Raw genomic sequence first — 13,045 nt, 5'->3', positions numbered from 1 at the left:
GTCAATAAAAAGCGTGGTGGTCATCAGCTTAAATGTTAAAAACCGCCCGTTCTGGTGAAAGAACTGAGGCGGTTTTTTATTGGAAATCAAAAGGCTATTTTAGGTAATTAACAGAGTTTTTCAGCTCGTTCTATAAACGGCGTCAGACTCATTTTTTCACCAGGTTTGTTGGGATCATCAATCTGAATCACCGAAATCGGTTGGGCATTGGTCTTCCCGCTGGCGACTTCCTTTTGTGCGATATCGTTCAAAGGATACTGCACCAGGGTACTCGGATTAATAACATACAAAGCATGGCCCGGTCGGCATGTCAGCATCACCTCTTCGCGGTTAAATGCCCATTTGTCTTTACCCATTTCGAAACGACTTACGGTTATCACCTGTGGAGCCGCCAGTGCAGCTGCTGAACTGGTAAGCAACAGTAACGCGAGAGTGATTTTTTTCATCATTATTCAGTCCATCAAAAAGGTTCGAAAGTTGCAAGCAGGCTAATAATCACCAGCACCACGGCACCGATTTGCCATTCAAGTTTACTCATCCAGACAAACCAGAGATCAGCGCGGCTACTGGCTTGCCCCATTCGTGGCACAAGAACATACCGATTCACCAGAGCGATTGCCACCATCACAATGACAAGGGCACATTTAAGCAAAAGGAGTTGCCCCCATCGGGTCTGCAAAGATAGCGATAACCCATTAATAAATAATACGTTAGCAATTCCCGTCAGCAAAACCCCCGTCACCGCAAGATGCCCATATCGGGAAAATTGCATCATGGTTACGATAGCCTGTTGTCGCCAGCGACCTTTGGCCAGGCGCATACAATAGATAACAGGCAGCAGTCCGCCAAACCACCCTGCTACGCAAATTAAATGCACGGCATGGTTTAGTCGGTGTAATGCCCCCGTAATTCCATCATGTAATGTTGCATGGCCCACTGCTGCCAGCAAAATAAACTGCGCAAGGGTCAGTGCCAGTAATAATCGAGGTAACGAACGCGGAGACATCAGTGCCACGATAAGGGTGATAAATGCAAAAACAATTTGCCAAAGCCAGACGTGACCAAATCGTGTTTGTAATACTGCGATCCAAACTGAGGGGGAGACGACATCCTGCCAGCCATTACCCATCAAGCCACTTTGTATCACCAGCATCGTCAAGGCACTGACAAAACTAAAAGCTGCGGCATATTGCTGTGGACGGAGAAATCGACGCATCATCAGACGGCGAATTGATACCGGAGCCAGCCATGCTCCGTACAAGGCATAGCCAAAGATCAGCATTAACGCAGCAAAGTGGATGAAGCGCAGCACAATCCAGGTAAACATCAGCATGGTTATTTCACGCTAAAGGTGTATTGCCCTTTGGTTTTATGCCCGTCCACAGACACAACATGCCAGTCCACGGTATATTTTCCGGGCTTGAGTGATTCATCCAGTGGCACAATCAGTTGTGATTTATCCTGTTCGTTACGCTTTGCCGGGCGAAGTTTAATAACTTCTTGTTTCGGGCCCGTGAGGGTGGCACCGCTAAATCCCGGTTCGATGCCTTCCGAAAAATTCAATGTCAGCGCCTGGGGAGCTGCGGTCACTTCTGCATCAGCGGCAGGATACTGGTGAGTCAGATGGGCATGAGCCCATGAAGCTGGTGGAATCAGTGCAGTAACAACAAACAGAACAGTCCAGCAAATTTTTTTTACAGATGAAGCCATATTTACATTCCCTTTTGTAATAACTTATTAGCAAGAGCATAACCTTCAATAATGAATGAGTCGAGAATCATCAACTCAGACTTGCTATCGAACGCTTCTCTTAGTAACTTTTGCCCGCTATCGAATCAGGAGAAGCTCATGAAGATTAATCTGGCGCAGCTTGATCAAGTGGAAATGGATAAGGTGAATGTTGACCTTGCCGCCGCAGGAGTTGCTTTCAAAGAACGTTATAATATGCCGGTTATCGCCGAAGCCGTGGAACGTGAACAACCAGAGCATTTGCGTTCATGGTTTCGCGAACGACTGATCGCCCATCGCCTCGCTTCTGTTTCTCTTTCACGGTTGCCCTACGAACCCAAAATGAAATAAATTAGCACTATAATTACAACTCCTTACATGTTGCCTGTTAATTTATAAGCAAATTCTTAACCTATGCTTTAGAGTTGCTAACAGGCACTATGAAAAGGAAGTCATTATGTCCCCCCTGGAAGATCGCAGCCGCCCAATACGAACCTCGTCAGATTTCACTATCAGAAAACATTTCTCTCCATCTGGAATTTATTCACGCTGCTGCCAGGCAGTATTGCGAATTGCTGGTTTTCCCTTCCCTGTCTTTGCTCGGATGTGATGAGACCAAAGGCACGCTTCCCCCACCACCGGATGACCTGTTATTGCAACCCTTAGCGTATGCCGCAGCCTCCAGGCGGATTACAGTTATCGCTGGTTTACCTGTAGAACAAAACGACCATTTTGTCAGAGGCATTGCCGTTTTCGCCCCCTGGATGACCAAACCACATTATTTTCCCCAAAGCCACGGAGCCTGTCTTTCCAGACACTTAAAACACATTAATGTGATAACCAGGCAACCTGATGCGCTTGATTTGGACTCAACCAGTTCGCTTTTCACAACTTTCCAGAACGTAAGTGAACGAGACTTGATAGCATCGACGTCTCATTTACAGTATTTTTCCCACAAGTATTCCATTGCTGTGCTGATGGCAAATGCACGAGGTAGCAGTGCATTATGGGATGAACACGGACAGCTGATTGTTCGGGCTGATCGGGGATCATTATTATTAACCGGACAAAGAACGAATGAAGGTTGGCAAGGAGATATCATTCCTTTACGCTAAGCTTTTTGGTCAGGAGCAAAGCCATGTTGCGCGTCATCGATACAGAAACTTGTGGTTTACAGGGCGGAATTGTTGAAATCGCGTCTGTTGACGTGGTGGATGGTAAAATTACTAACCCTATGAGTCACCTGGTACGCCCTGACCGTCCAATCACCCCTCAGGCAATGGCTATCCACCGTATTACTGAAGCCATGGTCGCGGATAAACCGTGGATTGAGGAAGTGATCCCGCATTATTACGGTAGCGACTGGTATGTTGCACATAATGCCAGTTTTGACCGTCGTGTATTGCCAGAAATGCCTGGCGAGTGGATCTGCACCATGAAGCTTTCGCGGCATTTATGGCCGGGAATCAAATACAGCAATATGGCTTTGTATAAATCGCGCAAACTGAATGTTCAAACACCACCAGGGCTACATCATCACCGGGCCTTATATGACTGTTACATTACTGCGGCGTTGCTGATTGATATTATGAATGTCTCTGGCTGGACAGCAGAGCAAATGGCCAATATCACCGGACGTCCAGCCTTGCTGACGACATTTACCTTCGGCAAATATCGTGGCAAAGCGGTCTCTGAAATTGCTGAACGTGATCCGGGCTACCTGCGATGGTTGTTTAATAATCTCGACAGTATGAGCCCGGAACTACGGTTAACGCTGAAACATTATCTGGGAAATGCGTGATTGTGCGTAGTGCCTGGTAATGTTCCCTGCGCCAGTGCGATCAAAAATGCGAACTCCAGGGCTACGCCTTCATAAGATTTAAAGCGCCCGGATTTCCCACCATGCCCCGAATCCATGTCTGTACAGAGCAGTAAAAGATTTTTGTCGGTTTTTAATTCCCGCAGTTTAGCGACCCATTTTGCCGGTTCCCAGTATTGTACTTGTGAATCATGCAGACCAGTTGTCACCAGCAGATGGGGGTAATCCTGCGTAGTAACATTGTCATACGGGCTGTAGCTTTTTATATAGCTGTAATACTCGGGATCTTGCGGATTGCCCCACTCTTCGAATTCTCCTGTCGTTAAAGGGATCGACTCATCAAGCATTGTTGTCAGTACATCGACAAACGGAACTTGCGCAATAACACCGTGAAACAGTTCAGGTCGTTCATTAATGGCAACCCCCATTAACATCCCGCCTGCACTCCCTCCCATGCCGAAACAAAGTGAAGGTGAACCGTAGCCCAGTTTTAATAACGCATCGCAAGCATCAAGATAGTCGTTGAAGGTATTTTTCTTTTTGAGAAACTTGCCATCTTCGTACCATTGTTGCCCCAGTTCACCGCCTCCACGCACATGCACAATGGCGTAAACAAACCCGCGATCCAACAGGCTGAGTCGGCTACTACTGAAATCCGCATCAATACTTGCCCCGTATGAGCCATAGCCATACACCAGCAACGGATTTTGTCCCTTACGAAAATGTTTTCGATGGTAAACCAGAGAAACTGGCACTTCGACGCCATCTCTCGCCGTAATCCACACATGTTCACTGCGATAGTTATCAGGATTAAAACCGGGCACTTCTGTCTGCTTAAGGGCGCGTCGTTCACCGGTATCCATGTCCAGTTCAAATAAAGTATCTGGTGTGGTCATCGAGGAGTAACCATAGCGCAAACGCGAGGTTTCAGGTTCTGGATTGTAAGCAAGCCAGGTTACATATGCAGGATCATCAAAGGCTATACCAATCACTTCCCGTGTTTTGCGATTAATTTGCCGCAAACTTGTCAGGCCGCGTTGCCTCTCCTCTACCACCAGCCAGTCGGTAAACAGCGTAAATCCTTCCAGCATAATGTTTTCACGCGGCGGGATCAGTTCTTCCCACGCCTGCTCATCACGCACCCGGGTACGGTAAAGGCCAAAGTTTTTACCATTTCGATTTGAACGCAGATAAAACTTATGTTGATAGTGGTCGAGACTGTATTCGTGATCTTTACGTCTTGGCAGAAAGACAAACGGTTCGGCATCGGCTAATTCTGCGTCCAACAGTTGCACTTCGCTGGTTGTAGCACTGGCCAGATGAATCACCACATAATGTTTTGATGTGGTTTTGTGCAGACTGACATAAAACGTGTCGTCTTTCTCTTCATAGATAAGCTCATCGTGAGTGAATGGCGTGCCAACGTTATGCCGCCAAACCTGATAAGGCAAAAGTGTGGTGGGATGTTTTCGCACATAATAAAAAGTGAGCGAGTCATTGGCCCAGACAAATTCCGGTGCCACATTGTCGAGCAATTCTGGATACCAGTTACCGGTTTGCAGGTTACGAAAACGAATGCCGTATTGCCGCCGTGAAAGATAATCTTCCGCCAGTGCCATAATGGTGTTATCAGGCGAGATAGCAAGCCCACCGAGTGAATAAAACTCACTATGTGCTGCGCGTTTGTTCGCATCCAGTAATGTGGTCCACTCATCCCACTCTTCACTGAGCACCGACTGGCGTTGATAAATGGCGTATTCGCAACCTGGTTCGTAAATATGACGATAGCGATAACCGTTTTTCACATAGGGTGCTGATTCTTCTCGCGGCGGAATACGGTCGATAATCTCCTTTAATACCCGCTCCTGGAGCGCCTGCTGCGTAGACATAATTTGGTGTCCGTACGCATTTTCATCTTTGAGATACTCCAGCACTTCTGGCTGCGAGCGGGTGTCATCCCGCAGCCAGAAATAATTATCGATGCGCGTGTCGCCATGTAGCGTTAACTCATGGGGTATTCGGTTAGCTTTCGGTAGCATGTTATTGTTCTTTCTGAATGAAACATCCTATAAGGGTGGCAAAAGTCACCCGGGATGCAAGCGAAACATGCAACTCTATGATGGGACGTTAACCTGACAACGCATTCTTTTGCTGTTGTAAATCATGTTCAATCCCTTCACGTACATCCTGCGGGATCTTCAGTGCATCACCCAAGGCATTCAGGTAACTGCGTTCCATAAAATGATCGATATCTATTGCCGCGCAGCTAAGGAAGTAAATTTCCAGTGCCTCTTCCTCGTTACGAATCCCTTTTGCCAGGCGTTGAGGATCAAGCGGCTGTTCAATGGCTTGCTCAATGAGAACTCTTCCCTGCTCTTCAATACCCGCTTCACGTAGCTGAGTGTCAATCGCAGCACGTTCTTTGGCATCAATATGTCCATCGCTTTTCGCAGCAAACACCAGGGTGAGGATTAAGCGCTCAGTGCGTTCATCAAGTGGTGATGACTGATTGCCAAATTGAGGTTCATTTTGATGGGCAGCTCGCACTTTCTCTTTGTACTTATTCCACAGGACCGTACCTGCTACCGCACCGCCTCCAACCAGCAGAGCACTGGTACCATATTTACTGAGTAATTTACGAGATGATTTATTGGCAATAAGCAAACCTGCCAGACCGCCTAGTGCGCCAGGTACAAGTAATTTACTTAATCCCTGAACACCAGAGGCGTTTGAAACATTTTGCCCAAGCAGAGATTGTAATTGATTCAGCCAGTTAGCCATTTTGCCTCTCAAAGAGTGATGTTGGATTTGTATAGCATACCTGACGGGTACGTCAGAAAATGTATGTGAGGAAAAAGTTTCGCAAATGAAATGAGCAGAGACGGGAAGTTAAAGAAAAGGCTATCTGCAATACTAGCCTAATCTACTGATAGTATTGCAGTTTAAAGAATAAAAAAGATTTTCGACTCCTAACGGAGCCAGGATAATTGCACTAATTTTTGTTTATTGCCGGTGATACTCAGCTGTACCTGCTTTGCAATCGACCGTAACCAGATAATGAATATCGGCGCTTTTACCTCGAACTGTCAGTGGTACACGCCATTTATCATCCTTACCCTGAATATCCCGCACACTGACCCATGCGACAGGATCGGCCTGGCCGACTGATTTTTGATCGTCAGCCCAGCGTACAACCCTGTTTTGTTGGTAATCACGTTTGACGCTGGCAGCAATGCCATTTGCATCAAGCCCTTCACATTTGGGAAATGTTACCGATTTGCTTGTCTCGTTGTCGACAGCGATAACTGACGCACTCGCACCAAGCAGTAACATAGCCAACAACGCTCCTCTTTTATTCATCTTTTTCTCCATAGCACAATGATTCAGGAGAAAGCATGGTACAAATCGTCAGGAGCGCAAGTCGCTTTATGCTGCCTGAGAATCGTCCTCAGTATCTGAGGAAGGTTCCACCACTTGTGGCGTCGGTAGTTTGCCCGTTTTCAGAATTGTACTGAGCACATCTTTTTGTCCTGCCAGCCACAAAGAGAGCGCCTCTCGCTGTGCATCTTCCATGTGAACTGGCGAACAAGCCAGCCATGTATCGAGCATATCCGCCGTATCAAGCATTTTGTCATACGCATCGGCTTCCTTTTTGCTGGCAAACGACATTTTTTCTTCACCCTCACGAATGACTACGTATTTAACTTCAACCGCCATTTTGCAGCCTCTTACTATAACTGTGTTTTTATACAGTATATTCACTTTAGTTGAGTTTTGCAAGCAAGCATAAAGACATACGCAAACGTTTTCGTTTATACTGCGGCGGAATTTTTCAGGGGATTTAGATATGACGGTATTAGGCACAGCGCTGCGTCCGGCAGCAACGCGAGTAATGTTATTGGGTTCTGGCGAACTGGGTAAAGAAGTGGCGATTGAGTGTCAGCGACTTGGCGTGGAAGTCATTGCCGTTGACCGCTATGCTGATGCCCCCGCCATGCATGTCGCGCATCGTTCATATGTAATTAATATGCTGGATGGCGATGCGCTACGTCATGTGGTGGAACAGGAAAAACCCCATTACATCGTGCCAGAAATTGAGGCTATCGCTACTGATACTCTTGTGAAGCTGGAGCAAGAAGGCCAGCATGTTGTGCCTTGTGCGCGGGCCACACAGTTGACCATGAATCGTGAAGGTATTCGGCGTCTGGCCGCAGAAGAACTTCAATTACCCACATCGACATATCGCTTCGCCGAAAGCGAAGAAAACTTCCTTACTGCGGTAGAAGAAATAGGCTATCCGTGCATTGTTAAACCAGTGATGAGTTCATCAGGCAAAGGACAAAGTTTTATTCGCAGTGCCGAACAACTGACTCAAGCCTGGGAATATGCGCAGCAAGGCGGACGTGCGGGCGCAGGCCGGGTCATCGTAGAAGGTGTGGTGAAGTTTGACTTTGAAATTACCCTGCTGACTGTCAGTGCCGTGGATGGTGTTCATTTTTGTGATCCAGTCGGGCATCGTCAGCAGGACGGTGATTATCGTGAATCCTGGCAACCACAACAGATGAGTAAGCTGGCGCTGGAACGTGCTCAGGAGATCGCCCGCAAGGTGGTACTTGCACTGGGTGGTTACGGCCTGTTTGGTGTAGAGCTTTTTGTCTGTGGCGACGAGGTCATTTTCAGTGAGGTCTCCCCTCGCCCCCATGACACCGGAATGGTGACACTAATTTCTCAGGATCTCTCTGAATTTGCACTTCACGTACGTGCTTTCCTCGGCTTACCAATTGGTGCAATTCGTCAATATGGGCCTTCTGCCTCTGCCGTAATTCTGCCGCAACTAACCAGCCAGAATGTAACCTTTGACAATGTGCAACTTGCTGTTGGGGCTGGTTTGCAGATTCGTTTATTCGGGAAACCAGAAATTGATGGCAGTCGTCGTCTGGGAGTAGTACTGGCTACGGCAGAGAGTATTGAAGAAGCAATTGAACGAGCAAAACACGCTGCGGTGCAGGTGAAAGTACAAGGTTAAATACCGACTGTTAGTACTGACCAATAAAAATGCCCGACTTATGATCGGGCATTTTTATTGCTGATATTTTGTGCTTTGTACATGCCGGATGGGGCGTAAGCGTCTTATCCGGCATACAAATTCAATGTATTGCGGGGTCCATCCGGACTTCAGCAATCTTTTTCTTACAACTTCGCGCCTTCTACTGCCTCACGCGCCAGTTTAGTAATACGGTCGTAATCACCAGCTTCCAGTGCATCCGCCGGAACCAGCCAGGAACCACCAATGCAAAGCACGCTCTTCAACGCCAGGTAGTCACGATAGTTTGCCGGAGAGATACCACCAGTCGGGCAGAAACGAACCTGAGAAAACGGTCCTGCAATCGCCTGCAACGCTTTGGTGCCACCATTTGCTTCAGCCGGGAAGAACTTAAACTCTTTCAGACCGTAATCCATACCCAGCATCAGTTCAGAAACCGTGCTGATACCAGGGATCAGTGGAATAGTGCCTTCGGTTGCTGCTTTCAACAGTGGCTCAGTCAGACCCGGGCTGATAGCAAATTGCGCGCCAGCCTCAGTCACTTCGGCCAGTTGCTGTGGATTCAGAACAGTACCTGCACCTACGATTGCTTCCGGCACTTCTTTTGCAATTGCGCGAATCGCATCAACGGCACAGGCAGTACGTAAAGTCACTTCCAGCACACGTACACCACCAGCAACCAGCGCTTTTGCCATAGGCACCGCATGTTCCAGTTTATTAACCACAATAACCGGTACTACCGGGCCAGTGGTCAGGATGGATTCCGCACTTGTTTTCCAGTTTTTCATCAGAGTTATCTCTCGCCTGATTACAAATTTTAACTTTTAGAAGGTGATACAGGTTGCGCCCTGCTCGGCACCGGATAGTTTTTCGCGTAAAGCACTAAACATTTCACGCCCGGTCCCGATACGCGATGCACTCAGATTCGGAATATGAGGCTGACGGGCGGCAAGTTCTGCTTCATCAACCAGCAGTGTCAGTTCGCCTGTCTGACCATTCACTCGAATAATGTCGCCATCACGTACTTTTGCCAGCAGCCCACCATCGTAGGCTTCCGGTGTCACGTGGATTGCTGACGGCACTTTACCCGAAGCACCAGAAAGCCGTCCATCAGTCACCAACGCAATTTTGAAACAGCGGTCCAATAATACACCAAGTGGCGGCATGAGTTTATGTAATTCTGGCATTCCGTTCGCTTTTGGCCCCTGGTGGCGAACAACAACGACGCAATCCCGGTCCAGCATTCCAGCTTCAAAGGCAGGTAAAACATCATGTTGGCTTTCAAATACGACTGCTGGCGCTTCAATAATCTGGTTTTCAAGGGGGACAGCAGACGTTTTCATGACAGCCCGGCCCAGGTTACCGCTTAATACTTTGGTGCCACCATGATGCGAGAAAGGCTTATCGAAAGACGCAATAACATTGTCGTCGAGAGATTTTTCCGCCCCTTCACGCCAATCCAGCTTACCGTTATTCAGCCACGGCTCCATGGTGTAGCGAGAAAGGCCAAATCCTGCCACGGTATTAACATCTTCATGCAGTAAACCCGCATTCAGCAATTCACGCATTAACACCGGTACACCACCTGCCGCCTGGAAGTGGTTAATATCAGCCGGGCCATTAGGATAGAGACGCGCCAGGAGAGGAACAACATCTGAAAGATCAGAGAAATCATCCCAATTGATCTGAATACCAGCGGCACGTGCCATGGCCACCAGATGCATAGTGTGGTTGGTAGATCCACCTGTCGCCAGGAGTGCAACGATACCGTTTACCACAACTTTTTCATCAATCATTTTACCAAGTGGCATCCATTCGCTACCGTTGCCGGTCATACGCGTGACCTGGCGCGCAGCGGCAGCAGTCAGCTCATCACGCAGCGGTGAATCCGGGTGGACGAAAGAGGAACCGGGTAATTGCATCCCCATAAACTCCACCACCATCTGGTTGGTGTTAGCCGTACCGTAAAAAGTACACGTGCCTGGTGCATGGTAGGAAGCGGCTTCTGATTCGAGAAGTGCCATACGATCTACTTTGCCTTCAGCATACAACTGGCGGATACGCACTTTCTCTTTATTTGGTAAACCACTTGCCATTGGTCCTGATGGTACAAACACCGCCGGGAGATGCCCAAAAGACAATGCGGCCATAGCCAGCCCCGGAACAATTTTGTCACATACCCCAAGGTAAAGCGCGCCATCAAACATGTTGTGTGAAAGCCCAACTGCAGCAGACATCGCAATGACTTCGCGGCTCAGCAAGGAAAGTTCCATCCCGTCCTGGCCCTGAGTCACACCGTCACACATTGCTGGCACACCACCGGCAACCTGACCAACCGCATTCACTTCATGGAGCGCTTTGCGAATGATATCCGGGTAACGTTCGTAAGGCTGATGGGCGGAAAGCATGTCGTTATAGGAGGTGATGATCGCAATATTGTTACGCAACATGCTTTTAAGTGCGGCTTTATCTTCTGGCTGACAGGCGGCAAAACCATGTGCAAGGTTGCCACATGCCAGTTGCGAGCGATGAACGGTGTTAGTTTTCGCTTGTTCAATACGCTCAAGGTAAGCAGAACGCGTTTCTCGTGAGCGTTCTATAATGCGATTTGTTACGCGTAACATTTGCGGATTCATAATGGCTCCTGAAATTTATTCTTTGAGCAGGAGGCAAAACAAGGCGAAATTCAGTGAATAAAACGCCTGCTAACCGTAGCTCATAGCAAAAACACTACAGCCAGTGTAATAAAAAAAGCCCCACGGGTGAATCCACGTGAGGCTTAAAAGTGTAAAAATTCGGCAGCAAACTGTGCCAGATCATGTTACCGGTAAAATACCACTTTCGTGTAGCTCAGTACGTTACTCGAATTCGTTCCATGAACGACCATCGCGAGTAATCATTGCTACCGAAGCCACTGGTCCCCAGGTTCCTGCCTGGTAAGGCTTCGGCGCATCATTGTCCATCGCCCACGCTTCAGTAATGGAGTCCACCCACTTCCACGCTTCTTCGACTTCATCGCGACGTACAAACAGCGCCTGAATACCTCGCATGGTTTCCAGTAACAGACGTTCATAAGCATCTGCCAGATGCGTCTGGTTAAAGGTTTCTGAGTAACTCAGATCCAGTTTCGTAATCTGCAGATTATGCTTGTGGTCCAGTCCAGGAACTTTATTCAGTACCTGAATATCCACACCCTCATCAGGCTGTAAACGAATCGTGAGTTTATTTTGTGGCAGATCCTGCCAGGATTCTTTAAACAGATTCAGCTCAGGTGTTTTGAAATAGACCACCACTTCGGAGCATTTTGTCGGCAGACGTTTACCGGTACGCAAATAGAACGGAACACCCGCCCAACGCCAGTTGTCGATATCCACTCGAATTGCAACAAACGTTTCGGTATTGCTGCTCTTATTAGCGCCCTCTTCTTCCAGATACCCAGGTACTTTTTTGCCCTGAGCAAATCCGGCGGTGTACTGACCACGCACCGTTTTTTCGCGCACATTGGTGCGATCGATACGACGTAACGACTTCAGCACTTTCACTTTTTCATCACGAATGCTGTCGGCACTCAGGTCGGACGGCGGTGACATCGCGATCATGCAGAGAATTTGCAGCAGGTGGTTTTGAATCATATCGCGCATCTGGCCGGCTTTATCAAAGTAGCCCCAACGCCCTTCAATCCCCACCTCTTCGGCCACCGTAATTTCTACATGATCGATAGTGCGATTATCCCAGTTGTTTACAAACAGAGAGTTCGCAAAACGTAGTGCCAGCAGGTTCAGTACCGTCTCTTTCCCCAGGTAATGGTCAATACGGTAAACCTGGCACTCTTCAAAATATTCACCAACCTGATCGTTGATCTCACGCGATGTTGCCAGCGAAGTTCCCAGCGGCTTCTCCATTACCACACGCGCTGGTTTGGCATTCAGTTTTGCTTCCCCCAGGCCTTTACAGATTGCCCCGAAGGTTCCTGGTGGCATGGCGAAATAGTTGATCGTGATACGTTTTTCTTGATCCAACATGGCAGCCAGGCGAGTAAACGCTGGAGTGTCATTGACATCAAGGTTACAGAAATTCAGACGTCCGCTAAGCGTTTCCCATAAAGCTTCATCGATTTCTTCTTTCATGAAGGTTTCGAGCGCTTCACGCACCACTTTGGTATAGGCGTCTTTATCCCAGTCAGCCCGTCCGACCCCAATGATTCGGGTATCGGGGTGGAGCTGACCGGCTTTTTCCAGTTGATACAGGGAAGGCAGCAGTTTACGACGCGCCAGGTCGCCTTTCGCGCCGAAAATGACCAGGTCACATGCCTGGGCTGTTTGCGTTACCGCCATGTCATTCTCCTTAGTTGGATATCCTGGTACTGTCGCCAGGCCATATTTGTAATTTTATTACGGCTCACTGTACTGCTTTTACATAATTCACGAAACCGTAACTGCTTATCCGCTTGTGCG

General features: G+C 48.1%; 14 protein-coding genes. 4 read left to right on the top strand and 10 right to left on the bottom strand.

What is annotated here, in order from left to right:
• Positions 1–107 precede the first annotated feature (107 nt).
• From EFER_RS06240 to yobA, 3 genes are read right to left on the bottom strand one after another with little or no spacing between them, the layout of a single operon-like run.
• Positions 108–449, bottom strand: coding sequence for a YebY family protein (locus EFER_RS06240; protein WP_000976176.1), 342 nt, complete (start codon positions 447–449; stop codon positions 108–110).
• 11 nt (positions 450–460) lie between these two features.
• Positions 461–1,333: a copper homeostasis membrane protein CopD gene (copD, locus tag EFER_RS06235; protein ID WP_000928497.1), complete on the bottom strand. Its 873-nt coding sequence runs from the start codon at positions 1,331–1,333 to the stop codon at positions 461–463.
• Positions 1,334–1,335: 2 nt separating this feature from the next.
• Entirely contained in the window at positions 1,336–1,710 is a 375-nt protein-coding gene (gene yobA / locus EFER_RS06230; protein ID WP_000168725.1) for a CopC domain-containing protein YobA, read from the bottom strand.
• Between the two features lie 138 nt (positions 1,711–1,848).
• On the opposite strand from yobA, the gene holE reads away from it, so the two are divergent.
• The 3 genes from holE (at position 1,849) to exoX (ending at position 3,529) form a co-directional block, all read left to right on the top strand.
• Complete coding sequence (holE, locus tag EFER_RS06225) at positions 1,849–2,079, top strand: DNA polymerase III subunit theta (protein ID WP_000700614.1); 231 nt, start codon at positions 1,849–1,851, stop codon at positions 2,077–2,079.
• A gap of 89 nt (positions 2,080–2,168) precedes the next feature.
• Positions 2,169–2,843, top strand: a complete 675-nt coding sequence (locus EFER_RS06220) for a nitrilase-related carbon-nitrogen hydrolase (protein ID WP_000824159.1) — start codon at positions 2,169–2,171, stop codon at positions 2,841–2,843.
• A 23-nt stretch (positions 2,844–2,866) separates the two neighbouring features.
• Entirely contained in the window at positions 2,867–3,529 is a 663-nt protein-coding gene (gene exoX / locus EFER_RS06215) for an exodeoxyribonuclease X (RefSeq protein WP_000946659.1), read from the top strand.
• Here exoX and ptrB read toward each other — a convergent pair.
• From ptrB to yebG, 4 genes are all read right to left on the bottom strand, one after another.
• Positions 3,511–5,586 carry an oligopeptidase B gene (ptrB, locus tag EFER_RS06210; protein WP_000936985.1) on the bottom strand — a complete coding sequence of 692 codons (2,076 nt, stop codon included), beginning with the start codon at positions 5,584–5,586 and terminating at the stop codon, positions 3,511–3,513. The genes exoX and ptrB overlap by 19 nt on opposite strands.
• 88 nt (positions 5,587–5,674) lie before the next feature.
• The gene (locus EFER_RS06205; RefSeq protein ID WP_000024723.1) at positions 5,675–6,328 is read right to left on the bottom strand and encodes a tellurite resistance TerB family protein; all 654 of its coding nucleotides are present in this window, start codon (positions 6,326–6,328) and stop codon (positions 5,675–5,677) included.
• A 222-nt stretch (positions 6,329–6,550) separates the two neighbouring features.
• Positions 6,551–6,907 (bottom strand): protein YebF, encoded by a 357-nt coding sequence (gene yebF, locus EFER_RS06200; protein WP_001042118.1) that lies wholly within the window; start codon positions 6,905–6,907, stop codon positions 6,551–6,553.
• Positions 6,908–6,973: 66 nt separating this feature from the next.
• A complete protein-coding gene (gene yebG, locus EFER_RS06195) occupies positions 6,974–7,264 on the bottom strand; it encodes a DNA damage-inducible protein YebG (protein ID WP_000257719.1) in 291 nt (96 codons plus the stop codon).
• 130 nt (positions 7,265–7,394) lie between these two features.
• Here yebG and purT point away from each other — a divergent pair, with 130 nt between their 5' ends.
• Complete coding sequence (gene purT / locus EFER_RS06190) at positions 7,395–8,573, top strand: formate-dependent phosphoribosylglycinamide formyltransferase (protein WP_000217103.1); 1,179 nt, start codon at positions 7,395–7,397, stop codon at positions 8,571–8,573.
• Positions 8,574–8,737: 164 nt separating this feature from the next.
• Here the strand turns inward: purT and kdgA are convergent, their stop codons facing one another.
• The 3 genes from kdgA to zwf form a co-directional block, all read right to left on the bottom strand.
• The gene (kdgA, locus tag EFER_RS06185) at positions 8,738–9,379 is read right to left on the bottom strand and encodes a bifunctional 4-hydroxy-2-oxoglutarate aldolase/2-dehydro-3-deoxy-phosphogluconate aldolase (protein WP_000800528.1); all 642 of its coding nucleotides are present in this window, start codon (positions 9,377–9,379) and stop codon (positions 8,738–8,740) included.
• 36 nt (positions 9,380–9,415) lie between these two features.
• Complete coding sequence (edd, locus tag EFER_RS06180; protein ID WP_001069489.1) at positions 9,416–11,227, bottom strand: phosphogluconate dehydratase; 1,812 nt, start codon at positions 11,225–11,227, stop codon at positions 9,416–9,418.
• 222 nt (positions 11,228–11,449) lie between these two features.
• A complete protein-coding gene (zwf, locus tag EFER_RS06175) occupies positions 11,450–12,925 on the bottom strand; it encodes a glucose-6-phosphate dehydrogenase (protein ID WP_000301714.1) in 1,476 nt (491 codons plus the stop codon).
• Positions 12,926–13,045 lie beyond the last annotated feature (120 nt).

This window comes from Escherichia fergusonii ATCC 35469 (genome assembly GCF_000026225.1).
Lineage (GTDB): Bacteria > Pseudomonadota > Gammaproteobacteria > Enterobacterales > Enterobacteriaceae > Escherichia > Escherichia fergusonii.
Note: the sequence above shows the minus strand (reverse complement) of the source record. Positions and strands in the feature narration are given on the sequence as shown.